This is a genomic window from Pseudomonas sp. TMW22091 (genome assembly GCF_022496705.1).
Classification (GTDB): domain Bacteria; phylum Pseudomonadota; class Gammaproteobacteria; order Pseudomonadales; family Pseudomonadaceae; genus Aquipseudomonas; species Aquipseudomonas saxonica.
Window position 1 is genome coordinate 492,221 of sequence record NZ_SCFI01000003.1, and the last position, 24,621, is coordinate 516,841.

Here is a 24,621-nt window from a genome sequence, read left to right on the forward strand (position 1 = left end):
CTGAGGCTTGTAGACGTTATCGGCTGCACGCAGCGGATACTTGAATACACCCCCACCTCACACCGCCTGCGGTGAAAGCTGTCGGGTCAGGACGTGTTTGAGCAGCGCCCGGTAAGCGATCACGCCACGGGTTTTGTCATCAAACTGTGACGGTGTCTGGCCTGCCCGGCTGGCATCGCGCAAGCGTGTATCAACCGGGATAAAGCCCTGCCACAAGGTGTCCGGGTAGAGGTCGCGCAACACCCGCAAGGTGCTGATCGACGCTTGTGTGCGGCGGTCAAACAAGGTTGGCACGATGCAGAACGGCAATTCTTGCGGGCGGGAACGGTTGATCATGCTCAGGGTGTGGACCATGCGCTCCAACCCTTTGAGTGCCAGGTGTTCGGTCTGTACCGGAATCACCAACTGCTGGCTCGCCGCCAATGCATTGACCATCAGCACACCCAGAATCGGCGGGCTGTCGATAATCGCGTAATCATAGTCCTGCCACACTTGCGCAAGGCTGCGCGCGATAACCAGCCCCAGACCGCTTTGACCCGGCGCTTGACGCTCCAGAGTGGCGAGTGCAGTGGTCGCTGGCAGCAAGGCGATATTGGCGTGGCTGGTGGGCAGCAGCAACTGCGCCGCCAACCCTTGCGGCACTTGCCCTTTGTGCAAGAACAAATCGTAGACGCTGTGTTCAAGGCCATCGGGGTCATAACCGAAGTAGCTGGTCATGGAACCGTGCGGGTCGAGATCGACCACCACAACGCGTTTACCCGCCTCGGCCAGCAAACCGGCCAGCGCTATGGATGTGGTCGTCTTGCCGACGCCACCTTTTTGATTGGCTACTGCCCAGACTCTCATTTAGTGGTTCCTCCCGGCTTCGTACATGCCGGCCGAAAATCTTATAAGGGCGACGACGGAGAATTGACGGTATCCCCACCAACCCGTGGCTTTGTTTGCTGCGGTGCAGTTTGTGTGCCAGCGCGCTTGAGCGCGGCATCGGCAGTCGCGTTGGCGCTGCCTACGCCGGTCAGGCTGCGCCGCACTTCCAGGTTGCGCGACACCACCAGCACCACCCGACGGTTCATTGCCCGGCCTTGTGGGGTGGCGTTATTGGCCACTGGCTGAAATTCGCCGTAGCCCACCGAGGCCATGCGTGCGGGGCTGACACCTTGCATCGCCAGCATGCGTACGATGCTGGCCGAACGGGCTGAGGACAGCTCCCAGTTGGTCGGGTATTGCGACGTGCGAATCGGCTGGTTGTCAGTAAAACCTTCGACGTGAACCGGGTTATCGAAAGGTTTCAGGATCGCGGCCACTTTGTCGATGATGGTGAAGGCCATATCACTGGGCATGGCATCGCCGCTGCCAAATAACAAACTGGAGTTCAACTCGATTTCGACCCACAGCTCATTACCGCGCACCGTCAATTGATTGGAGGCGATCAAATCGCCAAACGCACGGCTGATGTCATCGGCAATGGTTTTGAGCGGATCAGTCGGCATCTGGCCGATGCCTGCATCGGTGTGCTCACTGTCTTTGATCAGCGGCTCGGCGGGGGTGGTGCTCAGCGGTCGCTCATCACCAATGGGAATAGGCTTCATGCTGCGCTCCGGGTCATTGAACACCCCCACCAGCGCCTGCGAGATCACCTTGTATTTGCCTTCATTGATCGACGAAATGGAGTACATGACGACAAAGAAAGCAAACAACAAGGTGATGAAATCCGCGTAGGACACCAGCCAGCGTTCGTGATTGACGTGCTCATCCTCGGAGCGGCGACGGCGACTCATGGTTAACCTACAAAGCCTTGCAGTTTAAGTTCGATGGAGCGCGGGTTTTCACCTTCGGCAATCGACAGAATGCCTTCGAGCAACATCTCGCGGTACAGCGACTGGCGCTGGGCAATGGCTTTAAGTTTACTGGCCACCGGCAACAGCACGAGGTTGGCACTGGCCACGCCATAAATGGTCGCCACAAAAGCCACGGCAATGCCGCTGCCCAATTGGGCCGGGTCAGCCAGGTTGCCCATCACATGGATCAAGCCCATCACCGCACCGATGATGCCGATGGTGGGTGCATATCCACCCATGCTTTCAAAGACTTTGGCCGCCTCGACGTCGCGACTTTCCTGGGTCATGTAATCGACTTCCAGCACACTGCGAATGGCTTCGGGCTCTACCCCGTCGACCAGCAGTTGCAAGCCTTTACGCGAGTAACTGTCGGGCTCGGCATCCGCCACGCCTTCAAGGCCCAGCAGGCCTTCCTTGCGCGCCGTAAGACTCCAGTTGACGACCCGATCAATACCGCCGGCCATGTCGATGTGCGGCGGAAAGAGGATCCAGCGAACCGTTTGCATGGCCCGTTTGAACGCGCTCATGGGCGATTGCAACAGCGCTGCGCCCACCGTGCCACCCAATACAATCAAGGCTGCCGGGCCATTGGCTAAAGCGCCCAGATGGCCGCCTTCCAGGTAGTTGCCGCCGATGATGGCAACAAACGCCATGATGATGCCGATCAGGCTCAGTACATCCATCAGTGACAGGCCTCGATCAGGTTGCGACCAATATCGTCGAGGCTGTACACCGCATCCGCCAGATCGGCTTTGACGATAGCCATTGGCATGCCGTAGATCACGCAACTGGCTTCGTCCTGGGCCCATACCGCGCTGCCGCCCTGCTTGAGCAAACGCGCGCCTTCGCGGCCGTCCGCGCCCATGCCGGTCAGCACCACCGCCAACACCTTGTCACCGAAGGACTTGGCCGCCGAGCCAAACGTAATATCCACGCACGGCTTGTAGTTAAGGCGCTCGTCCCCGGGCAGGATGCGCACCGCACCGCGACCATCGATCATCATTTGTTTGCCTCCAGGCGCCAGTAACGCCAACCCCGGACGCAACATATCGCCGTCCTCGGCTTCCTTGACGCTGATGCGGCACAGTTTGTCGAGACGCTCTGCAAACGCTTTGGTAAACGCCGCCGGCATGTGTTGAACCAGCACAATGGGCGCCGGAAAGTTACCCGGCAATTGGGTCAGTACCCGCTGCAACGCCACTGGCCCACCTGTCGACGTGCCGATGGCCACCAACTTGTAGGCTTTGCGCTTGGGCGCGGCCGAGACCGGGGCAGTCGTAGAACGGCTGGCAATCGGTGTGATGCGGGCCGGGGCAGCTGGCGCAGGCGGCGGCACAAAGCCGCCCAATGCCGGCTTGCTGGCTACCGGCGCAGGAGATGGCGCGGGCGCTGCACTGTAGCTGGACAGACGACGGTTGCTGCGCGAAATGCTGTGAACCTTTTCGCAGAGCATTTGTTTGACCTTCTCGGGATTACGCGAGATGTCTTCAAAGTTTTTCGGCAGGAAATCCACCGCCCCGGCATCCAGCGCGTCGAGTGTCACGCGGGCGCCTTCGTGGGTCAGTGAAGAGAACATCAACACCGGGGTCGGGCAGCGCTGCATGATGTGGCGCACGGCCGTGATGCCATCCATCAACGGCATCTCGTAATCCATGGTGATCACGTCGGGTTTGAGGGCCAGCGCCTGATCAATGGCTTCCTTGCCATTGGTGGCCGTACCGATCACCTGAATAGTGGGATCAGCCGAGAGAATTTCCGAGACACGGCGGCGGAAAAAACCGGAATCATCCACCACCAGGACTTTGACTACCATAAACACTCCGTTAGGCGGCGCGAACGCACCGCCCACACCACTAGAATCAAATACGCCGCGAAGCGTAGTGCTTGAGCATGCTCGGCACATCGAGGATCAAGGCAATACGGCCATCACCGGTAATGGTGGCACCCGACATACCCGGCGTGCCCTGAAGCATCTTGCCCAATGGCTTGATGACCACCTCTTCCTGGCCAACCAGTTGATCGACCACAAAACCGATGCGCTGGGTGCCTACCGAGAGAATCACCACATGCCCTTCGCGTTGCTCTTCGTGAATCGCAGACGCCACCAGCCAGCGCTTGAGGTAGAACAGCGGCAGCGCCTTGTCACGCACAATCACCACTTCCTGACCATCGACCACATTGGTGTGTGACAGGTCGAGGTGGAAAATTTCGTTCACATTGACCAGCGGGAAGGCGAATGCCTGATTGCCCAGCATCACCATCAGTGTCGGCATGATGGCCAGCGTCAGTGGCACCTTGATGACGATTTTCGAGCCGCGACCCAAGGTCGATTCAATGCTCAAAGAGCCATTGAGCTGGGCGATCTTGGTTTTCACCACGTCCATGCCAACGCCGCGCCCGGACACGTCGCTGATCTCGGTTTTGGTCGAGAACCCGGGGGCAAAAATCAGGTTGTAACAATCAGACTCGCTGAGGCGGTCAGCGGCGTCCTTGTCCATCAAACCCTTCTTGACGGCAATCGCCCGGAGCACGTTGGCGTCCATCCCTTTGCCGTCATCAGAAATCGACAGCAGGATATGGTCACCCTCTTGCTCGGCAGACAGGATCACCCGGCCACAACGATTTTTGCCGGCAGCTTCGCGCTCTTCGGGGGTTTCGCAACCGTGGTCAACCGCGTTGCGCACCAAGTGAACCAACGGATCGGCCAGCGCCTCGACCAGGTTTTTGTCCAGATCGGTTTCTTCGCCCACCAGCTCCAGGCTGATTTCTTTTTTCAACTGACGAGCCAAGTCGCGAACCAGGCGCGGGAAGCGCCCGAAGACTTTTTTGATCGGCTGCATACGCGTCTTCATGACCGCGGTCTGCAAGTCTGCCGTGACCACATCGAGGTTGGAGACGGCCTTGGCCATTTCTTCATCGCTGCTGTTAAGGCCCAGTCGCACCAAACGGTTACGCACCAGCACCAGCTCGCCGACCATGTTCATGATGTCGTCAAGCCGCGCCGTGTCCACCCGTACGGTGGTCTCTGCCTCGTTGGCATGAGCCTTTTCCGGCTGGGCAGCCGGCGTGCGGGCCGGGGCTGAACGTGCCGGAGCCGCGTCGACCGGCTTGGCCGCGACGGGCGCTTGCGCACCATCGACTGCAGGGCTTGGGACTGAAAACTGGCCCTTGCCGTGCAGCTCATCCAGCAACGCTTCAAATTCGTGATCACTGATGTGATCGGGGTTGGCCGGTGCTTCCACGGCACTCTGTGCGGGAGCTGTTACCACCGCGTCCAGCGCATCGGTATTGAACGAGCCTTTGCCATGCAATTGATCGAGCAAGGCTTCAAATTCGTCGTCAGTGATTTCATTGCTGGCAGGCGCAGTGGCTTCGACTGCGGGCTCTGACGCAACGCTGGTGACGGTATCGGGGGAGAACTGCCCTTTGCCATGCAGCTGATCGAGCAAAGACTCAAACTCGGCATCGCTGATTTCATCACTGGCGGGTGCTGGCGGGTTTACCGGCTGAGGCTCGGCGGCTGCCGCCTTGACCGCATTGACCGCATTGAGCGAGTCGAGCAGCAACTCAAATTCGCTGTCGGTAATGTCGCCGGCAGTCTCTGCCTGCCTGGCCGGTTCAAGCGCAGCCACCGGCTGGCTTGTAGCAGGTTCAGCCAAACGCGCCAAAGCCGCCAGCAGTTCGGGCGTGGCAGCCGTGATCGGGCTGCGTTCACGAACCTCAGCAAACATGCCATTGACCGCATCGAGCGCTTCAAGGACTACGTCCATCAGCTCGGCGTCTACGCTTCGCTCACCCTTGCGCAGGATGTCGAATACGTTTTCGGCGATATGGCAGCACTCCACAAGCTCATTGAGTTGTAGAAAGCCGGCGCCCCCTTTTACAGTGTGAAAACCGCGAAAAATTGCATTGAGCAAGTCCGCATCATCTGGTCGGCTTTCCAGCTCAACCAGTTGTTCGGACAACAGCTCTAGAATCTCGCCGGCTTCAACCAGGAAATCCTGAAGGATTTCTTCATCGGCGCCGAAGCTCATGTACGTGCTCCTTGAAATAGGGCCTTTGGACGCCGCCGCACAGAACCGTACAGGGGCATTTACTCGGTGCCTAGAAACCTAAACTGGACAATAAATCGTCAACATCATCCTGGCCGGACACGACATCTTCACGTTTATCGGCATGAATCTGCGGACCTTCACCCTTGGTCAGGTTTTTTTGCGAATTATTTTCAGCACGCAGTGCCTCGCGGTCGTGTTCGATGCCGGCAAAGCGATCAACCTGGCTGGCCATCAACACCAGCTTGAGCAAATTACTTTCAACGTCGGTGACCAATTGCGTCACCCGCTTGATCACCTGACCCGTGAGGTCCTGATAATCCTGAGCCATCAAAATATCAGTGAGGTTGGCTGATACCTGGGTGCTCTCAATGTCACTGCGCGTCAAAAAACTGTCTACGCGACGCGCCAGCTCACGAAACTCCTCGGCACCGACTTCGCGACGCATAAAGCGCCCCCAATCGGCACTCAACGCCTTGGCATCCGTGCCCAAGGCATTGACCAGCGGTGTACTGCTTTCGACCAAATCCATCGTCCGATTGGCCGCCGCTTCCGTCAGCTTTACAACATAAGCCAAACGATCGGCGGCATCGGTGATCTGTGACACTTCTTCGGCACGCGGCATGCCAGGATCTATTTGAAAGTTGACGATGGAGCTGTGCAACTCGCGGGTCAGCTTGCCGACTTCCTGGTACAGACCGCGGTCGCGGGTCTGGTTCAGTTCATGAATCAACTGCACTGCCTCGCCGAACTGCCCTTTTTCAAGGCTTTCGACCAATTCGCGCGCATGTTTTTTCAGGGTCGATTCAAACTCGCCCTGAGTCGCTTCTTTATGCTCCATTGCGCCCCCCTTCCAGCCGATCAACCGATGCGTTCAAAGATTTTTTCGATCTTGTCTTTGAGCGCCTGAGCCGTGAACGGCTTGACCACGTAGCCGTTAACTCCGGCTTGGGCCGCTTCGATGATTTGCTCGCGCTTAGCCTCGGCCGTCACCATGAGGACAGGCAAATGTTTGAGCTTTTCGTCGGCTCGCACCTGACGCAGCAAATCGATACCGCTCATGCCCGGCATGTTCCAGTCGGTCACCAGAAAGTCGATGCTGCCCAACCTGAGGATCGGCAACGCGGTGTTGCCGTCATCCGCCTCGACCGTGTTCGTGAACCCGAGGTCACGCAACAGGTTTTTAATGATCCGGCGCATCGTTGAAAAGTCATCAACGATAAGGATCTTCATGTTCTTGTCCAATACGGCCTCCAAGCGGTCTTTGCCGCGCCCACACTCTGAGCGCGCCATTCAATCAATTCGGTAATTATCAAAAGCCCGTCAATTTCGTAGCAGTTGCCGCAGGCGACGTTCGGCGGCAAAGCCGTCGTCAATGCAGCGACTGCGGCGTATCTGCCACACCACGGGCTCTGGGTTGACGATCGCTGCGCAATCGAACGCAGCCTGCGGCAGCTGCTACGAATGAATCAGTGTTTCAATGTGCGCGCCACTGGCCCAGACGGGCGCGCAAACGCGCGGCGCACTGGCTGTGCAACTGGCTGACCCGCGATTCGCTGACCCCCAGCACTTCGCCGATTTCCTTGAGGTTCAACTCCTCGTCGTAATACAGCGCCAGCACCAGACGCTCGCGCTCCGGCAACAGGCTGATGGCCTCGGCCAACGCCACCTGAAAGCGCTCGTCTTCCAGATCCCGCGAGGGTTCAAGGTGCGCGCTGGCGCCATCTTCATGCAGCCCTTCGTGCTCGCCGTCCTGCAACAGATCATCGAAGCTGAACAAGCGGCTGCCCAGGGTGTCATTCAAAATGGCGTAATAATCATCCAGGCTTAACTGGAGTTCGGCCGCAACCTCATGATCTTTAGCGTCACACCCGGTTTTTGCTTCAATAACGCGAATTGCGTCACTGACCATGCGCGTATTGCGGTGCACCGAGCGTGGCGCCCAGTCGCCCTTGCGCACTTCATCGAGCATGGCGCCGCGAATGCGAATGCCCGCGTACGTCTCAAAACTCGCACCTTTGGTTGCGTCGTACTTGGTCGACACTTCAAGCAGACCGATCATCCCGGCCTGGATCAAATCATCCACCTGCACGCTGGCGGGCAAGCGCGCCAGCAGGTGATAGGCAATACGCTTGACCAACGGTGCGTAGCGCTCGATCAGTTCGTACTGATTGTCGCGCGACGCCTTGCTGTACATGCGATAGCCGCTCGCGGTCATCAATGCCGTCCTCCACCTGCTTGCTGCACAAGACGCTCGACAAAAAATTCGAGATGGCCTCGGGGATTGGCCGGTAACGGCCACGTGTCGACTTTTTGCGCGATGGCCTTGAAGGCCAGCGAGCATTTGGAACGCGGAAATGCTTCATACACGGCGCGCTGTTTTTGCACCGCCTTGCGTACGCATTCGTCATAGGGGATAGCGCCCACGTATTGCAGGGCAACGTCAAGAAAGCGGTCCGTGACCTTGGTCAGCTTGGCAAACAGGTTGCGGCCTTCCTGAGGGCTTTGCGCCATATTGGCCAATACGCGGAAGCGGTTCATGCCGTAATCGCGGTTCAGCAACTTGATCAGCGCGTAGGCATCCGTGATCGACGTGGGCTCATCGCAGACCACCAGCAACACCTCTTGGGCGGCTCGAACAAAACTCACGACCGAATCACCGATGCCGGCTGCGGTATCGATCACCAGCACATCGAGGTTGTCACTGAGGTCACTGAACGCCTGAATCAGGCCCGCATGCTGCGCCGGACTCAGGTTGACCATGCTCTGAGTGCCAGAAGCGGCCGGTACGATACGTATACCGCCGGGGCCTGTCAGCAGGACATCGCGCAGCTCACAACGGCCCTCGACCACATCGGCCAGGGTGTATTTGGGGGTCAGCCCCAGCAGGACATCAACGTTAGCCAACCCAAGATCAGCGTCCATCAACATCACACGCCGACCCAGTTCGGCCAACGCGATGGACAAATTCACTGACACGTTAGTTTTACCGACGCCACCTTTGCCGCCGGTCACTGCGATCACCTGTACGGGATGCATGCTGCCCATGATCTTTCTTACCTTGTCTTTCTTAGACGCGGCTACAACGGCTGGCTGCGTGTGCCCGAAGGCACCACACCTTGCAAACCATCGGTGTAGGTACATTGCAACTCATATTGACTCGCTTAACCGACCCGCTCGGGGGGGCTGGTATAGATATCAGCGAACATATCGGCCATGGCCTCCTCGCTGGGATCTTCCTGCATTTGCACACTGACTGCACGACTCACCAACTGATGACGACGCGGCAGATGCAGGTCGTCGGGGATACGCGGGCCGTCAGTCAGATACGCCACCGGCAAATCGTTGCTGATTGCCAGGCTCAGCACTTCGCCCAAACAGGCCGTTTCATCGAGTTTAGTCAGAATGCAACCGGCCAGCCCGCAGCGTTTATAGCTGAGGTAGGCGGCCTGCAACACCTGCTTCTGACTGGTGGTGGCCAGCACCAGGTAATTACGTGCCTTGATCCCGCGTCCCGCCAGGCTTTCCAGTTGCAGACGCAGCGCCGGGTCACTGGCTTGCAGGCCTGCAGTGTCAATCAACACCACGCGCTTGCGCACCAAGGGCTCGAGCGTCTGACCCAACGACTGGCCCGGCGCTACGTGAGTTACCGGAACATTGAGAATTCGGCCCAGGGTCTTGAGTTGCTCCTGAGCGCCAATACGAAAGCTATCCATGCTCACCAATGCGATGTGTTGCGCGCCGTACTTGAGTACATATCGCGCCGCCAGCTTAGCCAGCGTTGTGGTTTTACCCATACCAGCCGGGCCGACCATAGCGATCACGCCGCCTTCTTCAAGCGGCTCGATTTCCGGGGTCGTAATCATCCTCGCCAGATGCGCCAACAGCATGCGCCAGGCCTGACGTGGCTCTTCAATTTCGGCAACTTGCGCCAATAGATCACGGGACAACGGCCCCGACAAACCAATACGTTGCAACCGGCGCCACAAATTTGCTTGCGCAGGCTTGGCACCTTGCAACTGATTCCAGGCAAGCGAGCCCAGTTGCACTTCGAGTAATTCACGCAGGCCATTGAGCTCTGAACGCATGCTGTCAAAGACACGACGGTCAATGCCGGTCGAAGGCGTCGCAGCCGGGCGCGGCGGCTCTTCGAGCGTCGGCTCAATCAACGGCTCGGCAGCCGTCAAGGGCAAGCCGGCAAACAGCTGGCGGTTTACATCACCGTCGCCTTCGCTGCGCAGGCTTAGCTCGGCCTGCGCCGAGACTATTTTGGACTGGGTTTTGCGCAGCTCTTCTTCAAGCTCTACGTTCGGCACGCGGGGGGCCAAGGCAGACAGCTTGTAATCCAGCGCTGCGGTCAACTCAACGCCGCCGGCAATGCGGCGATTGCCAATAATGGCGGCATCAGCGCCCAACTCATCACGAATCAGCTTCATGGCCTGACGCATATCGGCGGCGAAAAATCGCTTCACTTGCATAAATCAAACCCTCAGCCGTTCGGGCCTACTGTCGCAACAATCGTGACTTGCTTGTTATCCGGGATTTCCTGGTACGCCAGCACATGCAGGTTAGGTACCGCCAAACGGCCAAACCGCGAAAGCATTGCGCGTACCGGGCCTGCCACCAGCAAGATCACCGGGTTGCCTTGCATTTCCTGACGCTGAGCCGCGTCAATCAATGAGCGCTGTAGCTTTTCAGCCATGCTCGGCTCCAGCAAAACGCCCTCTTCCTGGCCTTGTCCGGCCTTTTGCAAACTATTGAGCAATATTTGTTCCAACCTGGGTTCCAGGGTGATAACAGGCAGCTCGGACTCAACGCCTACAATGCTTTGCACGATAGCGCGGGACAACCCGACACGCACGGCGGCCACCAAAGCGGCAGTATCTTGACTCTTGTGAGCATTGTTGGCGACGGCCTCGGCAATGCTGCGAATATCGCGCACGGGCACCTGCTCGGCCAGCAGCGCCTGCAACACTTTGAGCAGCTGTGAGAGGCTCAATACGCCCGGTACCAGTTCTTCTGCCAATTTGGGCGAAGACTTGGCCAGCAACTGCATCAATTGCTGCACTTCCTCATGACCGATCAGCTCATGGGAGTGCTTGTACAGAATCTGGTTCAAATGGGTGGCCACGACCGTGCTGGCGTCAACCACGGTGTAACCCAGCGACTGGGCCTGATTGCGCTGGCTGACCTCGATCCACACCGCTTCGAGGCCAAAGGCCGGGTCTTGGGTGGTGATGCCGTTGAGCGTGCCAAACACCTGCCCCGGGTTGATTGCCATTTCTCGATCCGGGTAAATCTCGGCCTCGGCCAGAATCACGCCCATCAAGGTCAAGCGGTAGGCGCTGGGGGCCAGATCAAGGTTGTCGCGAATGTGCACGGTAGGCATCAGAAAGCCCAGATCCTGTGAAAGCTTCTTGCGCACACCCTTGATCCGCGCCAGCAATTGACCACCCTGATTGCGGTCCACCAACGGAATAAGTCGATAACCCACTTCAAGGCCAATCATGTCGATAGGCGTGACGTCATCCCAACCCAGCTCTTTGGTCTCTTGGGCACGGGCCGGGGACGGCAGCAGGTCTTGTTGCAACTTCACTTCCTGCAAGGCTTGAGTTTTGGCTGCGTTTTGCTTCTTCCACATCAAATACGCCACGCCACCGGCGACAGCCGCCAGGCTCAGAAAGGAGAAGTGCGGCATGCCCGGCACGATACCCATGACCGCCATCAAGCCCGCCGACACCGCCAAGGCTTTGGGCGAGGCAAACATCTGCCGGTTGATCTGCTTGCCCATGTCTTCGGAGCCAGAGGCACGGGTAACCATAATCGCCGCAGCGGTGGACAGCAGCAACGAAGGCAGCTGCGCCACCAAACCGTCACCGATGGTCAGCAAGGCGTAAACCTTGCCGGCGTCGGTAAAGGTCATGCCGTGCTGAAAGATACCCACCGCGATGCCGCCGATCAGGTTAATAAACAGGATCAACAGACCGGCGATGGCATCACCGCGCACGAATTTACTGGCGCCGTCCATCGAGCCGTAGAACTCGGCCTCCTGGGCGACTTCCTGACGACGCAGCTTGGCTTGATTCTGATCGATCAGGCCCGCGTTGAGGTCAGCATCAATGGCCATTTGCTTACCGGGCATGGCGTCGAGGGTGAAGCGTGCGCTCACCTCGGAAATGCGCCCGGCACCTTTGGTCACAACCACAAAGTTGATGATCATCAAAATGGCGAAGACCACGATACCAACGACATAATTGCCGCCGATCACCACCTCGCCAAAGGCCTGAATCACCTTGCCGGCCGCGGCATGACCGTCCTGACCGTGGAGCATGACCACTCGGGTGGAAGCCACGTTGAGTGCCAGGCGCATCAACGTCGCGACCAGCAAAATAGTGGGGAATACCGCGAAATCCAACGGGCGCAGCGCGTAGACGCAGACCAGCAGCACAACGATGGAGAGGGCAATGTTGAAGGTAAAGAACACATCGAGGAGAAAAGGCGGAATCGGCAACATCATCATTGCCAGCATCACCAACAGCAGCAACGGCACGCCCAACTGCCCTTGCCCCAAACCGGCCAGGCCATTACGGGCTGTGTTGATTAACTGAGAGCGATCCAATGACATTGCAACAAACCTTTAGCAAACTTTTGACGCTGAATGCGCCGTAAAGCCTGCCTTTGCAAGAAGCCTTCCAACTTTGGCCAATTGCCACATCAGAATCAAAAGCTACCCTCACCCTAACCCTCTCCCAGAGGGAGAGGGGACTAGGTTGTTGGCGTTGCGGATATCCGCTTTTAGCCCCCCTCTACCTCTGCCTCTGCGAGAAAAGGCTTGATGGGTGGCGTTGCGGATATCCTCTTTTAGCCCCCCTCTACCTCTGCCTCTGCGAGAAAGGGCTTGATGGTTGCCATTGCGCACATCTGCTTTTAGTCCCCTCTCCCTCTGGGAGAGGGCTAGGGTGAGGGTATGGGACCCGCCATCAATTCCAGCGCCATTCACCCAAATCAATCACCAGGCACGCGCTGCTGTTGGCACCAAACACCACGTCAATCTTGCGATTAGGCTCGTAACGCTCGCTACCATGCCCACCAATCAAGATGTCGCCACAACGACCATCACGGGTTCGCGGACGATCTTTCCAGACCGGTACGCTGTCCAACTGCAACTGACGCACCAGGTTGCACAGGATAAAACTGCGCACACAACGCCCATTGATGCCTTCAAAGCTCAGAGATTTGCGCAAAAATTGCAGGATGCTGTCACGCTCCTTGAAACACCGATCCATGATCGCGGAGTAATACTCCTCACTGCCCCACCCTTGCGGAGCTGTGGGCAAAGAAATGACTGCCAGCAAGTTGGAGCCTTCGGTGCTAAACCCGACGATGCGTTGATCCGATAATTGATCTATCCAGAAAATCGCAAAAGTACCCTCCAGCGCAGGGAACTTGGGGAATAGCCCATCCAGATCCACATGGGCCGTGGCAAAAGAATCACTCAACGCATAAGTTCGAACAGCACCATCAGGAATCAGGGTTAACTCGATCGACATCGCGCCTCTCCTTGCCTGCACACGAATTAATATGACACCTGCCGTTTCAAGTTAAGCAGATTTGCACGAAGCCTCTACTGACAAAAATGACAGTGAATCGGTCAATCCTGACAGCACCCCGAGAATCGCATGTTGAGACTCCGGTTATTCATCGCGACGTAAATCCGGCGGAATCGGCAAATCGTCAAGGGGATCAGGCCGCTTGCCCTTCCCAGCCTGGTGTTGGCGAATCTGGTACACGTACGCCAGCACCTGCGCCACGGCCAGGTACAACCCCGCCGGGATTTCCTGCTCGAGCTCGGTGGAGTAATAGATTGACCGCGCCAATGCAGGTGATTCCAGCAGCAAAATGTTGTGCTTGGCGCCGATCTCACGAATTTTCAATGCCAGAAAATCACTGCCCTTGGCCAGCAACATCGGCGCCCCACCCTTCTCCGGGTCGTATTTGAGCGCCACCGCGTAATGGGTCGGGTTGGTGATGATCACATCAGCGTCCGGAATGGCCGACATCATGCGTCGCTGGGACATCTCCCTTTGCAACTGGCGAATGCGCTGCTTGACCTCAGGACGACCCTCCTGATCCTTGTGCTCGTCGCGCACTTCCTGCTTGGTCATCAACAGCTTCTTGTGGCTTTCCCACAACTGCACCGGCACGTCCACCGCTGCGATCAGGATCAACCCGCAAGCCATCCACAAAGCGCTCCAGGCCACCACCTGCAGACTGTGAATCACCGCCTGCTCAAGGGGTTCCTGAGCAATACGCAACAAGTCGTCAATATCGGACTTCAAGACCAGCAACGCGACAATCAGGATGATAAAAAACTTGGCCAAGGCTTTGAGCAACTCGACCAGCGCCTTGGCCGAGAACATGCGCTTGAGCCCGGCGGCAGGGTTCATGCGGCTGAATTTTGGCGCCATGCTGCCTGCTGCAAACAACCACCCGCCCAGTGCGATAGGCCCCACCAGCGCGGCGATCAACAAGGTGATCAATACCGGCTGCACGGCGAGCAAGGCGACTTTGCCGGAGTGCAGCAAAAACGCGCCCATCGAGTCGGTGTTAAGCAGGGTCTCGCGGCTGATGCTGAAGTTGTAACGCATCAACTCCATCATGTCCTGGGCCAACGCGCCGCCAAAAATCAGCAAGCCTATAGAGCCGGCCAGCATGATGGCCAAGGTGTTGAGCTCTTTGGAGCGCGCGATTTCACCCTTTTCCCTGGAGTCCTTTTTTCGCTTCTCCGTGGGGTCTTCTGTTTTATCGGCACCACTTTCGCTTTCAGCCACTATTTGGCCCTCGCCAGTTCGCGAAGAAACTGCAACGCCTCGGAGGCCAGCGGCTGATACTGGTTGAGGATGTCAGCCATGCTGATCCACAGAATCACCATGCCCAACACCAGCGTCAGCGGAAAGCCGATGGCGAAGATGTTCAGTTGCGGTGCTGCGCGGGTCATCACACCAAAGGCAATATTGACCACCAGCAAAGCGGTGATCGCCGGCAACACCAGCAACAAGGCTGCGCCCAGCACCCAACCGAGCTTGTTGGCGATTTCCCAATAGTGATTGGTCAGCAGCCCGCCACCCACCGGCAAGGTAGTGAAGCTTTCGGTGAGCACTTCAAACACCACTAAATGTCCGTTCATGGACAAAAACAACAACGTCACCAGCATGGTGAAAAACTGCCCGATGACCGCCACGTTGACGCCGTTGGCCGGGTCGACCATCGAGGCAAAGCCCATGCCCATCTGGATCGCGACAATCTGCCCGGCCACTACAAACGCCTGAAAGAACAGTTGCAGCGAGAAACCCAGCAAGGCACCGATCACGATTTGTTCGGCGATCAGCATCATGCCGCTCAAGTCCAGCGGGTTGACGGTGGGCAGCGGCGGCAAGCTGGGCATAATCGCCAGGGTGATTGCCAGCGACAGAAACAGCTTGATGCGCTTGGGCACCAGGGTTGTGCCAATGATCGGCATAGTCGTCAGCAAAGCACCCACCCGGAACAGCGGCAGCATAAAGCTGGCGACCCAAGTACTGATCTGCGCGTCTGTCAGGGCGAGCAGTGACATTTAGCCGATCAACTGCGGGATGCTGCCGTACAACTGCAGGATGTATTCCATAAAGGTTTGCACCAGCCACGGCCCGGCCACGATCAAGGTCACCAGCATGACCAACAGGCGCGGCAGAAAGCTCAGGGTTTGTTCGTTGATTTGGGTGGCCGCCTGAAACATTGCCACCAGCAGCCCCACCAGCAAACTGGGGATAACCAGCACCGCGACCATCATCGTGGTCAGCCACAGCGCGCTGCGAAACAGATCAACCGCAACTTCCGGCGTCATGCGCTATACCCCGCCAAAACTGCTGGCCAGGGTGCCAATAATCAGCGCCCAGCCATCGACCAGTACAAACAACATGATTTTGAACGGCAGCGAAATAATCAACGGCGAGAGCATCATCATGCCCATGGCCATCAACACACTGGCCACCACCAGATCGATGATCAGGAACGGGATGAAAATCATAAAGCCGATCTGGAACGCGGTCTTCAGCTCAGACGTTACAAAGGCCGGCACCAGAATGGTCAAGGGCGCAGCATCGGGCGTGGCAATGTCAGTACGCTTGGACAGGCGCATAAACAAGTCGAGATCGCTGGTACGGGTCTGCGCCAGCATAAAGTCCTTGATCGGACCTTCAGCCTTGAGAATAGCGTCCTGCGCGGACAGTTTTTCAGCGAGATAGGGCTGCAGGGCGTCGTTATTCACCTTGTCGAACACGGGCGCCATGATAAACATCGTCAGGAACAGTGCCATGCCGGTGAGGATCTGGTTCGAGGGGGTTTGTTGCAAACCCAGCGCCTGACGCAGGATCGAGAACACGATGATGATCCGGGTAAAGCTGGTCATCAGCATGACGAACGCCGGAATAAAGCTCAGCGCGGTCATGATCAACAGAATTTGCAGGCTGACCGAGTATTCCTGCTGACCGTTGGCACCGGTGCCCAGCGTGATGGCCGGGATGGACAGCGGATCAGCCCCCCACGCCAACGGTGCAAGCAACGCTAAAAACAGCGCGACAACTAAACGCATTACGGCTTGTCCTTTTGCTGACCCAGTACTTCCATCAAGCGTTTGGCAAATTCGGGGGTAGCCTTTTGTGCAGCGTCCGGCACGTGTACGGGCTCTTTAAGCACATGCAAGGGCGTAATGCGCCCCGGCGTCAGACCCAGCAGAATCTGTTCGTCGCCTACCTGTACGAGCACCAGGCGGTCCCGCGCACCCAGCGCCCTTGAGCTGATCAGTTCTATGACCTGCCCCTGCCGTGAACCGGTGTTCTGCACCCGTCGCAGCAACCAGGCCAAGGCAAAAATCAGCCCCAGCACCAGCAACAAGCCCATGACCAACTGCATCAGCTGGCCACCCACGCCTGCACTCACCACAGGCGCCGCCGTCGCCGCTGCGCTGATCACCGGCTCTGCTGCCAGCGCGCCGAGAGGCAGCGCCAATAAACCGCCGAGAAGTCGCTTCACTTAGCGCAGCTTCTTGATGCGTTCGCTTGGGCTGATCACGTCGGTCAGACGGATACCAAACTTTTCGTTGACCACCACCACTTCGCCGTGAGCGATCAGGGTGCCGTTAACCAGCACATCCAGCGGCTCGCCGGCCAGACGATCCAGCTCGATCACCGACCCCTGATTGAGTTGCAGCAGGTTGCGGATGTTGATCTCAGTGCTGCCCACTTCCATGGAAATAGACACCGGAATGTCCAGAATCACATCCAGGTTGGGGCCATCCAGCGTCACCGGATCGTTATTGCGCGGCACGCTCCCGAACTCTTCCATGGCGAGGCGATTGGACACCGGTTTGCTGGCTGCATCGGCCGCCAGCAGCGCATCAATGTCGGCCTGACCGACATCGCCGGTTTCCTCCAGCGCTGCCGCCCATTCATCAGCCAGCGCCTGGTCTGCAGCGGTTGTATCGTGTTCGTTAGCCATGGGTGTCCTCGGCGAGCAGTCAATCGTTAACACAGCATTTTTTAAAAGAGCCGGCGCTTAGCGCCGACCGATAGGCTCAACCACTTGCAAGGCAAGATTGCCTTTGTGCGAGCCCAGCTTGACCTTGAACGAGGGCACGCCGTTGGCGCGCATCACCAGTTCGTCATTCAGCTCTACGGGGATCACATCCCCCGGTTGCATATGCAAAATATCGCGCAGACGCAACTGACGTCTGGCCACGGTGGCACTCAAGGGCACGTTGACGTCCAGTACGTCTTCACGCAGGGCCTTGCTCCAGCGCTCGTCCTGATCGTCAAGGTCGGACTGGAACCCGGCATCGAGCATTTCACGCACCGGTTCAATCATCGAGTACGGCATGGTGACGTGGAGATCGCCGCCGCCTCCATCGAGTTCGATATGAAAGGTCGAGACCACAACGGCTTCGCTGGGGCCGACGATATTGGCCATCGCAGGATTCACTTCCGAGTTGATGTACTCGAAATTGACTTCCATGATCGCCTGCCAGGCTTCCTTCAGGTCGATGAAGGCCTGCTCCAGCACCATGCGCACCACGCGCAACTCGGTAGGCGTAAACTCACGGCCTTCGATCTTGGCGTGACGGCCATCACCGCCAAAGAAGTTGTCCACCAGCTTGAACACCAGCTTGGCATCGAGGATGAACAGCGCCGTGCCGCGCAACGGTTTGATCTTGACCAGGTTAAGACTGGTGGGTACGTACAGCGAATGCACATATTCGCCGAACTTCATCACCTGCACCCCGCCCACCGCCACGTCCGCCGAACGACGCAGCATGTTGAACATGCTGATGCGGGTGTAACGGGCGAAACGTTCATTGATCATTTCCAGGGTCGGCATGCGGCCCCGGACAATCCGGTCCTGACTGGTCAGGTCGTAACTTTTGACACTGCCGGGCTCGGCAGCTACTTCGGCCTGTACCAGACCGTCGTCGACGCCATGTAACAGCGCGTCAATTTCATCCTGGGACAGCAGGTCTTGCACGGCCATGTCGTGGTCCTACTGCAATACAAAGTTAGTAAAGAGCACCTGATCGATAACTACTTTTCCGAGTTCCTTCTGTGCGACTTCCTGCACGCTGGCCGTCGCTTTCTGACGCAGCATTTCCTGGCCGACCGGGGTGGCCAGGTCATCGAACGACTGCCCGGAAAAGAGCATCACCAAATTATTGCGAATGACCGGCATATGCACCTTAAGCGCATTGAGGTCGCCCTGATCGCGGGCCTGCAGGCTCATGCTCACTTGCATGTAGCGCTGGCGGCCATTGGCATTGAAATTAACCACAAACGCCGGCGACATGGCCTCGTAAATGGCAGGCAGCTTAGCGCTGGAAGCCTGGGCCACCGTTGCGGAATCCTTGTCGGCGGACTTCATGAAATACCAGGTCGCGCCCACTGACGCGCCCATCGCCAGCAGCACAGCCACCGCGATCAGGATAATCAGTTTGAGTTTGCCTTTATCGGCGGGATCCTTTACTGCGTCGCTCGTCGCCATGCCAATAATCCGTCACTTTTAGGGTTTCACAGGTGCACGCAAAGGCAGAGCAAGTGTTATGCCAGAAGCAGGATCGAGGAGAGATTCAGGCAATCAACAAGGTACTGCGTTGTCGTCAGAGGCAGGTTCATCGTAAAGTCGGTTCACCCTCATGCAGGCTCATGCTCAGGTAAACGCCATGCTGCTTGACGTACCCAGCGCAACCCCCCAGTTCTGGCGCGACCCTCAGTTGCCATTCATCGAGGCACGCTCGATTGCGGACGGCCGCAAGGTCAGCTACGCCCGACACTCCCACACAATTTTTTCCATCGGCGCGATCACTTCGGGGCGCTGTGAGTACTTGCACGAAAAGACCCGCCGTGAAATCTGCGCCGAAACCGTCGTGGTGATGAATCCGGGGGACGTGCACGCCTGCAATCCGGTCGACGATCAGCCTTGGTCTTACGTGATGTTGTATGTAGACGCACAGTGGCTGGCGGGCATTCAGCACGCCTCAGAGTCGATTGAAAACCAGGTTTTTGAACCTGTTGCCGCCACTTACACACTGTCCGCAGAGGTCTTCAAAGGCCTTGTCGACTTCTACGCAACACTGGTCGACCCCAGCGTCGCTGTGCTGGCCAAGCATGAAGCCGCGATTGGTTTTTTCACGCTGATGCAGCAGAAAATTGGCCGCCCCTCTGTGCCTTCGAAAATGACCAGCCCCAAAGTCGAACGGGTAGCGCAATACATCGATGCGCATTACCTGAGCACCCTCCGCTTGCAGGACATGTGTGAAGCAGCGAACTTGTCCGAGGCCTACCTGATACGCGCTTTTGAATTGCGCTATCACATGACACCCCATGCCTACTTGCTCAATCGGCGGATACAACACGCGCAAAAGCAACTGCGCAACGGGGCGTCGATCGCCGACATTGCCCAGCAAGCCGGTTTCTCAGACCAGGCACACTTCCAGCGCGTGTTCAAAAAACACATTGCCGCTACACCCGGCCAATACAAGACTTAAATCATCAGCAACGACGCGGCACAGCCGGCCAGCATGACTGCCATGCTGCGATTGAGTAGACGAATGCGCGGCGCGCTGCGTAAAAATCGAGCCAGAAACGCACCGGCGTAGGCCCAACAGCCGACGGACAGGTAGCAGACCACAAAATAGATCAACGCAAACCAGCCGATCAGCGTCGCTTCGCCACTGGCGACAAACGCCCCCATACCCGCTACAGCCGCCAGCCAGGCTTTAGGGTTAAGCCATTGCATGGCAGCACCCTGCATAAAAGATGGCGGCGGGATGGAGCCCTGAACGTCGAGGCGCCCATCACTGACGGCCAGCTTCCAGGCCAGGTACAGCAAAAATGCCATGCCTGCCCAGCGAATCAACTCGGTCAGTACCGGCCACCGTTCCAGCACTTCGTGCAGGCCAAAACCGGTAAACAACAGCAGCACGACGAAGCCTACCGTGGCGCCCAACACATGACGCAAAGTGGCACCCAGGCCATATTGCATCCCGCAACTCAGGGCCACGACATTGACCGGTCCGGGGGAAATGGACGCGGCTAATGCAAACGCTGCCATTGATAAAAATACACTCATGGTCCCTGCTCTCCGCTCTATGACTGAGCGTCAAGGAGATCACCTTGAGCGGGGCCGTGTATTGAACAAAACTGCTCTGCGCGTGTGAGTGAAAGCATATCTGGAAGGTGAGAAAGCCCTGTAGGAGCTGACGAGCTCCGCGAGGCTGCGATCGGCGGCAAAGCCGTCGCAAGACAGTTCAATCAGACCTAGCAGAATGGCCAAGAACTTTGTTTCAGATACATCGTGCTCATAGCGCTTGCGACGATTGCATCGTCGAACGCAGCCTCGCATTACTCGACAGCTGCTACAAGATTTGCGCCGCGGCTATAAGGCCGGGGCTTACGCGTAGTAATCCACCGCACTGCTACCCAGCACGACACTTGGCGCTAGAGCCTCTGCTACAGCGCCCGCATGATCCTCAGCACTATTGCTCTCAAGCCTTTGGCCCCCAGAGCTATTCTGTGCCTGACGCTCCTGCCCCTGACCTTGCCATTGACGCGATTGATCAGAAACATTCACATCGACTTGCCCCATACCCTGCTGGGCAAACATCTCCCGCAGGCGGTGCATTTGGCTGTCCAGCGCCTCACGCACACCCGCATGACCGCTGACAAAATTCACTTGAGCCGCCTGATCGGCGCTGATGTTGACGCGAATATCCAGACGCCCCAATTCCGCAGGCTCTAATTGGATGTCCGCCGATTTGAGGTTGGCACTGGACAGGTACATCACCCGGTTTACCACTTCTTCGGACCAACCGCTCTGATGCATGGCCAAGGGCTGGTTGATCGGCAGCGCGTTGGCTGTTTTGGGCACCGCCGCCTGAGTCAATGCCGCAAGACGGTTGGCGAAGTCATCGACCCGCGTGTCACTGGACGCGCTTTTGAGGTCTTTAAGGCCTTCATCGACCAGACCTTTAAACGCTTTGTCGCCACCTTCGCCAGGTTCAGAGGCATCGGCTTGCGTGTCGATCAACAGGGCCGCTGTCGCGACAGGCCCTTGAGCGTTCGCCGCAAGGGTGTCAGCGCCACCCGATTTGGCAGGTGACTTGCTACCGGCAGATATATGACCGCCCTGCTCCATCGCCAGACGCAATGCCGGCAGATTGTCCAACGGGTCGGCGGGCGGCTCAGCGGTTTCGTCCACTACCGGGTCAGGCTGAACCTGGGCGGCGGCGATCAATGCCACGTTGAGCAGTGGTGGCGCCTGAGCATCGACCTGAGTCGTCTCGACTGTGGGCTGAGTCTCGGTTAAGTCGACCACCGGGACCACGGCAACCGGCTCAGGCGCAGAGGCCGTGTCGCCCGGGGAGGTGTTGTTCAGGTCAGTGTCAGCAGTGTCCTTGGCCTTGCCGGCAGGCAAGGATTTGCCGCTATCGGCAACGGTCGATGATGTGTCGGCGCCCGCCACACCCTTGGCAACCGGCTCCGGTGCTTTGTTAAACACTGGATCGGACGCCTTGGCATACACCCTGGAAAATTTTTGGTCGCCAGCTTCAACAGGCTGCGCAGCCTTGCTGGCAGCGGCCTTGGACGCTGAGGCGGCAGGTGATGATAGAAGCGGGTTGGCAGCAAATGGCATTGATGAGTCTCCGCTGCACGGCAGGCGTAGGTGCAGGTCAGAGATTCAGAGCAAGGTTCGGGCCAGTTTGGCCCGATTAGTTCGAGGCCGACTCGGATGCGGCGTAACGCTGTCGCTCGGCGCCGTAAAGTCGACGTACCATTTGGTACTCATCGCTGATTTCGATGACGAGTTTCTCGACTCCGGCCAACTGCTTTTTATGTGCACGCTCTTCAAGCTGACCACACAGGTGCGCCAAACGAATGGCACCCATGTTGCTGCTGCTGCCTTTGAAGCTGTGCGCAACCAATGTCAGGTCGCTGGCGAGATGGGCGGACTTGAGCTGGTCAAGGCGCTCTTGCGAGTCGGAAAGAAAGGTATCGAGCAGGTCGGCAAACCCACCCTCCATCATGTCGCGTAAAGCACTGACCACGTTGGGGTCCATATGAATGTCAGACACTTGCTCACTCCTTGATCAAGAATGGACAGATTATGCCTGAGCCTCCCATGAAAACTCTACGGTGGCGCTTCGACCATCGTCGGACCAATGCACCTGTGGGCACATTTGCCGGATCAAACTGACCCCGCGACCCGATAAACGGTCTCTGTCCAGCGGTCTGGCCAGTATGCTGGCGACATCAAAGCCAGCACCGCTGTCTTCCACGCAAAGCACCGCCCTACCGCCTTCGCGCAGGGGGATTACGTGTAATTTCACACGCACATAACCGTCTTGCAGGACTGCCAGGCGCTCTTTGCGTAGCTCGTAATATTTTGTAAACCCTTGAGGGTCGCGTTTGAGGCTTGAGTCCAGCCCCAGCACGCCATGCTCCAGAGCATTGCTGTAAAGCTCGGACAGCACTGCATGAATAACCGCCCCTTGGGGTCGCAACCCATGAACTTCCATCAACAATTGCAGCAGATAGGGGAGCGGGTTGAACTGTTGCAGTGAAAGGGCACGAAACTCAAAGCTGGCCGACCAGTCCAGGGGACTGCACTGGCCACTGTCGGAATAAAGCATGGCCGGCGCACCCAACTTCTGCGGTAACTGTGAGGTGATGTGTACCATGCTGACGTCATCACGGCTGCTCCCTTGAAAATCGCGAAGCGCCTGTTCAACCTCGGCAATCAACTGGTGCGGGTCGCGGTTGTTGGCCATCACCCGCTGCAAGCGCTCGACCCCAAACAGCTGATCATCGGGACCACTGGTCTCGACCACCCCATCCGTCAATAAAAACAGCTGATCACCGGGCAGCATCGGCCACACCTGCGTGCCATGGTCGAAGCGCTGCGCAGGCAATACCCCCAAAGGCAAATGCTGCGAAGTCAGGATCGCGTCATGACCCGCCCGACTCAGGAGATAGCCATCGGGCATACCGCCATTCCAGACTTCTACACTGCGCCGCAGCGCGCTTACACAGGCCAATGTGGCGCAGCAAAACATGTCTGTGGGCAAGATGCGCTTGAGCTTGGCATTCATTTCGCGAAGTATTTCGCCCAGCCTGTAGCCCTTGGCCGTCATGCTGTAGAACACTTCAGCCAGCGGCATCGCGCCAATCGCAGCGGGCAACCCATGCCCGGTAAAGTCGGCAAGCAGCAGGTGTGTATCGCCGGTCGGGGTGTAGGCAGCCAGCAATAAGTCGCCGTTGAAGAGCGCATAGGGTGACTGCAAATAATGAATATTGGGCGCACTCAAACAGCCCGAGTGCGCCACCCGGTCAAACACCGCTTTGGCCACACGCTGTTCATTGAGCAGATAGAGGTTGTGCCGCACGATCTGATCGCGCTGTTGCAACACCGTGTCTTGCAAGCGCCGCAAGCGATCCATCACGGTGATTTTCGCCGCCAGCACCAACGGGTTGTAAGGCTTGATCAGCACATCATCGCCCCCCGCTTCAAGCGTACGCGCCAACGCATGCGCGTGATCAAGCGAAGTAAGGAAGATCACCGGCACCAGCGCATCCCCGGCCAGCGCCTTGATCTGGCGAGTGGCCTCAAACCCGTCCATCACCGGCATCAAGGCGTCCATCAACACCAGATGTGGACGTTCGCGGACAAAAAGCTCGACCGCCTCAGCACCGTTGGCCGCTAACAGCACCTGATGCCCCTGCCTCTGCACGATCCGTGACAGCAATAGACGATCGACCGCATTGTCTTCGGCAATCAGTATCGTCAGCGGGCTGTTCACGGGATATCGAACAGCTTGTTGAAGTTAGAAATCTCCAGGGTTTTGCACACAACCGAATTACTGTTGATGACCCGGATGTCCGAGTCATCTCCGCCTGCATAGTCGCGCAACATCAACAACATCCCCAGCGCCGAACTGTCGAGGTAGGTGGCTTCCTTCAAGTCCACCACGATCGACTTAGGCTTGGGTTGAAGTTTTTCGTAAGCGTCACGAAATTCTTGGTGCTTGGCAAAATCGAACCGGCCTTTGATCGCGATTGTCAGTTTGCTGCCGTCTTCCGAGATTACGGACGTAACCGCCATAAGCTTGCTCCCGTGTCAGGTGTCGGTTTGACAGGGAGACTATAGACGGT

Annotated in this window: 26 protein-coding genes; 1 reads left to right on the top strand and 25 read right to left on the bottom strand. The window is 57.7% G+C overall.

Annotated features, from left to right (window positions below; translation table 11 throughout):
- Positions 1-57: 57 nt before the first annotated feature.
- From EQV93_RS08920 to fliL, 20 genes are all read right to left on the bottom strand, one after another.
- Positions 58-846 (bottom strand): ParA family protein, encoded by a 789-nt coding sequence (locus EQV93_RS08920; protein ID WP_122783000.1) that lies wholly within the window; start codon positions 844-846, stop codon positions 58-60.
- A 41-nt stretch (positions 847-887) separates the two neighbouring features.
- The gene (gene motD / locus EQV93_RS08925; RefSeq protein WP_146383699.1) at positions 888-1,778 is read right to left on the bottom strand and encodes a flagellar motor protein MotD; all 891 of its coding nucleotides are present in this window, start codon (positions 1,776-1,778) and stop codon (positions 888-890) included.
- Positions 1,779-1,780: 2 nt separating this feature from the next.
- Positions 1,781-2,521 (bottom strand): flagellar motor protein, encoded by a 741-nt coding sequence (locus EQV93_RS08930; protein WP_122783002.1) that lies wholly within the window; start codon positions 2,519-2,521, stop codon positions 1,781-1,783.
- Positions 2,521-3,651 (bottom strand): protein-glutamate methylesterase/protein-glutamine glutaminase, encoded by a 1,131-nt coding sequence (locus EQV93_RS08935; protein ID WP_240891391.1) that lies wholly within the window; start codon positions 3,649-3,651, stop codon positions 2,521-2,523. Before EQV93_RS08935 ends, EQV93_RS08930 begins: the two co-directional genes overlap by 1 nt.
- A 46-nt stretch (positions 3,652-3,697) precedes the next feature.
- Entirely contained in the window at positions 3,698-5,872 is a 2,175-nt protein-coding gene (locus tag EQV93_RS08940) for a chemotaxis protein CheA (protein ID WP_240891392.1), read from the bottom strand.
- A gap of 70 nt (positions 5,873-5,942) precedes the next feature.
- Complete coding sequence (locus tag EQV93_RS08945) at positions 5,943-6,731, bottom strand: protein phosphatase CheZ (RefSeq protein WP_122783005.1); 789 nt, start codon at positions 6,729-6,731, stop codon at positions 5,943-5,945.
- Between the two features lie 20 nt (positions 6,732-6,751).
- Positions 6,752-7,123 (bottom strand): chemotaxis response regulator CheY, encoded by a 372-nt coding sequence (locus EQV93_RS08950; RefSeq protein ID WP_167654222.1) that lies wholly within the window; start codon positions 7,121-7,123, stop codon positions 6,752-6,754.
- A gap of 244 nt (positions 7,124-7,367) precedes the next feature.
- Positions 7,368-8,111, bottom strand: a complete 744-nt coding sequence (gene fliA / locus EQV93_RS08955; protein ID WP_233609141.1) for an RNA polymerase sigma factor FliA — start codon at positions 8,109-8,111, stop codon at positions 7,368-7,370.
- Positions 8,108-8,938, bottom strand: a complete 831-nt coding sequence (gene fleN, locus EQV93_RS08960) for a flagellar synthesis regulator FleN (RefSeq protein WP_122783007.1) — start codon at positions 8,936-8,938, stop codon at positions 8,108-8,110. The genes fliA and fleN overlap by 4 nt, the downstream gene beginning before the upstream one ends.
- A gap of 116 nt (positions 8,939-9,054) precedes the next feature.
- The gene (flhF, locus tag EQV93_RS08965; RefSeq protein WP_122783008.1) at positions 9,055-10,368 is read right to left on the bottom strand and encodes a flagellar biosynthesis protein FlhF; all 1,314 of its coding nucleotides are present in this window, start codon (positions 10,366-10,368) and stop codon (positions 9,055-9,057) included.
- An 11-nt stretch (positions 10,369-10,379) separates the two neighbouring features.
- Complete coding sequence (gene flhA, locus EQV93_RS08970; protein ID WP_122783059.1) at positions 10,380-12,509, bottom strand: flagellar biosynthesis protein FlhA; 2,130 nt, start codon at positions 12,507-12,509, stop codon at positions 10,380-10,382.
- Positions 12,510-12,870: 361 nt separating this feature from the next.
- Positions 12,871-13,440 carry a hypothetical protein gene (locus EQV93_RS08975; protein WP_122783009.1) on the bottom strand — a complete coding sequence of 190 codons (570 nt, stop codon included), beginning with the start codon at positions 13,438-13,440 and terminating at the stop codon, positions 12,871-12,873.
- A gap of 144 nt (positions 13,441-13,584) precedes the next feature.
- Positions 13,585-14,721, bottom strand: coding sequence for a flagellar biosynthesis protein FlhB (flhB, locus tag EQV93_RS08980; RefSeq protein WP_146383700.1), 1,137 nt, complete (start codon positions 14,719-14,721; stop codon positions 13,585-13,587).
- Complete coding sequence (gene fliR / locus EQV93_RS08985; protein WP_122783011.1) at positions 14,721-15,503, bottom strand: flagellar biosynthetic protein FliR; 783 nt, start codon at positions 15,501-15,503, stop codon at positions 14,721-14,723. The genes flhB and fliR overlap by 1 nt, the downstream gene beginning before the upstream one ends.
- Complete coding sequence (gene fliQ / locus EQV93_RS08990; protein ID WP_122783012.1) at positions 15,504-15,773, bottom strand: flagellar biosynthesis protein FliQ; 270 nt, start codon at positions 15,771-15,773, stop codon at positions 15,504-15,506. It abuts the gene before it with no gap.
- A 3-nt stretch (positions 15,774-15,776) separates the two neighbouring features.
- Positions 15,777-16,520 carry a flagellar type III secretion system pore protein FliP gene (gene fliP / locus EQV93_RS08995; protein WP_122783013.1) on the bottom strand — a complete coding sequence of 248 codons (744 nt, stop codon included), beginning with the start codon at positions 16,518-16,520 and terminating at the stop codon, positions 15,777-15,779.
- Positions 16,520-16,960, bottom strand: coding sequence for a flagellar biosynthetic protein FliO (fliO, locus tag EQV93_RS09000; RefSeq protein WP_122783014.1), 441 nt, complete (start codon positions 16,958-16,960; stop codon positions 16,520-16,522). The genes fliP and fliO overlap by 1 nt, the downstream gene beginning before the upstream one ends.
- Positions 16,961-17,425, bottom strand: coding sequence for a flagellar motor switch protein FliN (gene fliN / locus EQV93_RS09005; protein ID WP_122783015.1), 465 nt, complete (start codon positions 17,423-17,425; stop codon positions 16,961-16,963). It lies immediately after the preceding gene.
- A 57-nt stretch (positions 17,426-17,482) separates the two neighbouring features.
- Positions 17,483-18,451 (bottom strand): flagellar motor switch protein FliM, encoded by a 969-nt coding sequence (fliM, locus tag EQV93_RS09010; RefSeq protein WP_122783016.1) that lies wholly within the window; start codon positions 18,449-18,451, stop codon positions 17,483-17,485.
- A gap of 9 nt (positions 18,452-18,460) precedes the next feature.
- Complete coding sequence (gene fliL, locus EQV93_RS09015; RefSeq protein ID WP_122783017.1) at positions 18,461-18,955, bottom strand: flagellar basal body-associated protein FliL; 495 nt, start codon at positions 18,953-18,955, stop codon at positions 18,461-18,463.
- Between the two features lie 178 nt (positions 18,956-19,133).
- Here fliL and EQV93_RS09020 point away from each other — a divergent pair, with 178 nt between their 5' ends.
- Positions 19,134-19,958 carry an AraC family transcriptional regulator gene (locus tag EQV93_RS09020; RefSeq protein WP_240891393.1) on the top strand — a complete coding sequence of 275 codons (825 nt, stop codon included), beginning with the start codon at positions 19,134-19,136 and terminating at the stop codon, positions 19,956-19,958.
- Here EQV93_RS09020 and EQV93_RS09025 read toward each other — a convergent pair.
- The 5 genes from EQV93_RS09025 to EQV93_RS09045 all read right to left on the bottom strand — a co-directional run bounded on the left by EQV93_RS09025 (position 19,955) and on the right by EQV93_RS09045 (position 24,571).
- Positions 19,955-20,542: a LysE family translocator gene (locus EQV93_RS09025; protein ID WP_122783019.1), complete on the bottom strand. Its 588-nt coding sequence runs from the start codon at positions 20,540-20,542 to the stop codon at positions 19,955-19,957. The two genes, EQV93_RS09020 and EQV93_RS09025, sit on opposite strands and share 4 nt — an antisense overlap.
- A 321-nt stretch (positions 20,543-20,863) precedes the next feature.
- Positions 20,864-22,105 (bottom strand): flagellar hook-length control protein FliK, encoded by a 1,242-nt coding sequence (locus tag EQV93_RS09030; RefSeq protein WP_240891394.1) that lies wholly within the window; start codon positions 22,103-22,105, stop codon positions 20,864-20,866.
- 76 nt (positions 22,106-22,181) lie between these two features.
- Positions 22,182-22,544, bottom strand: a complete 363-nt coding sequence (locus EQV93_RS09035) for an Hpt domain-containing protein (protein WP_122783021.1) — start codon at positions 22,542-22,544, stop codon at positions 22,182-22,184.
- A 30-nt stretch (positions 22,545-22,574) separates the two neighbouring features.
- Positions 22,575-24,269, bottom strand: a complete 1,695-nt coding sequence (locus EQV93_RS09040; RefSeq protein WP_146426372.1) for an ATP-binding SpoIIE family protein phosphatase — start codon at positions 24,267-24,269, stop codon at positions 22,575-22,577.
- Positions 24,266-24,571: an STAS domain-containing protein gene (locus tag EQV93_RS09045; protein WP_240891395.1), complete on the bottom strand. Its 306-nt coding sequence runs from the start codon at positions 24,569-24,571 to the stop codon at positions 24,266-24,268. Before EQV93_RS09045 ends, EQV93_RS09040 begins: the two co-directional genes overlap by 4 nt.
- Positions 24,572-24,621 lie beyond the last annotated feature (50 nt).

Excerpts from the sequence above, each read along its gene's own strand:
- EQV93_RS08950 (WP_167654222.1), bottom strand. The coding sequence starts at position 7,123 with ATGAAGATCCTTATCGTTGATGACTTTTCAACGATGCGCCGGATCATT.
- EQV93_RS08945 (WP_122783005.1), bottom strand. The coding sequence starts at position 6,731 with ATGGAGCATAAAGAAGCGACTCAGGGCGAGTTTGAATCGACCCTGAAA.
- EQV93_RS08920 (WP_122783000.1), bottom strand. The coding sequence starts at position 846 with ATGAGAGTCTGGGCAGTAGCCAATCAAAAAGGTGGCGTCGGCAAGACG.
- fleN (WP_122783007.1), bottom strand. The coding sequence starts at position 8,938 with ATGGGCAGCATGCATCCCGTACAGGTGATCGCAGTGACCGGCGGCAAA.
- fliM (WP_122783016.1), bottom strand. The coding sequence starts at position 18,451 with ATGGCCGTGCAAGACCTGCTGTCCCAGGATGAAATTGACGCGCTGTTA.
- fliP (WP_122783013.1), bottom strand. The coding sequence starts at position 16,520 with ATGCGTTTAGTTGTCGCGCTGTTTTTAGCGTTGCTTGCACCGTTGGCG.
- EQV93_RS09045 (WP_240891395.1), bottom strand. The coding sequence starts at position 24,571 with ATGGCGGTTACGTCCGTAATCTCGGAAGACGGCAGCAAACTGACAATC.
- EQV93_RS08935 (WP_240891391.1), bottom strand. The coding sequence starts at position 3,651 with ATGGTAGTCAAAGTCCTGGTGGTGGATGATTCCGGTTTTTTCCGCCGC.
- flhF (WP_122783008.1), bottom strand. The coding sequence starts at position 10,368 with ATGCAAGTGAAGCGATTTTTCGCCGCCGATATGCGTCAGGCCATGAAG.
- EQV93_RS09020 (WP_240891393.1), top strand. The coding sequence starts at position 19,134 with ATGCTGCTTGACGTACCCAGCGCAACCCCCCAGTTCTGGCGCGACCCT.
- EQV93_RS08975 (WP_122783009.1), bottom strand. The coding sequence starts at position 13,440 with ATGTCGATCGAGTTAACCCTGATTCCTGATGGTGCTGTTCGAACTTAT.
- fliQ (WP_122783012.1), bottom strand. The coding sequence starts at position 15,773 with ATGACGCCGGAAGTTGCGGTTGATCTGTTTCGCAGCGCGCTGTGGCTG.
- EQV93_RS08940 (WP_240891392.1), bottom strand. The coding sequence starts at position 5,872 with ATGAGCTTCGGCGCCGATGAAGAAATCCTTCAGGATTTCCTGGTTGAA.
- motD (WP_146383699.1), bottom strand. The coding sequence starts at position 1,778 with ATGAGTCGCCGTCGCCGCTCCGAGGATGAGCACGTCAATCACGAACGC.
- EQV93_RS08930 (WP_122783002.1), bottom strand. The coding sequence starts at position 2,521 with ATGGATGTACTGAGCCTGATCGGCATCATCATGGCGTTTGTTGCCATC.
- EQV93_RS09030 (WP_240891394.1), bottom strand. The coding sequence starts at position 22,105 with ATGCCATTTGCTGCCAACCCGCTTCTATCATCACCTGCCGCCTCAGCG.
- EQV93_RS09025 (WP_122783019.1), bottom strand. The coding sequence starts at position 20,542 with ATGAGTGTATTTTTATCAATGGCAGCGTTTGCATTAGCCGCGTCCATT.
- fliL (WP_122783017.1), bottom strand. The coding sequence starts at position 18,955 with ATGGCGACGAGCGACGCAGTAAAGGATCCCGCCGATAAAGGCAAACTC.
- fliR (WP_122783011.1), bottom strand. The coding sequence starts at position 15,503 with ATGTCACTGCTCGCCCTGACAGACGCGCAGATCAGTACTTGGGTCGCC.
- fliN (WP_122783015.1), bottom strand. The coding sequence starts at position 17,425 with ATGGCTAACGAACACGATACAACCGCTGCAGACCAGGCGCTGGCTGAT.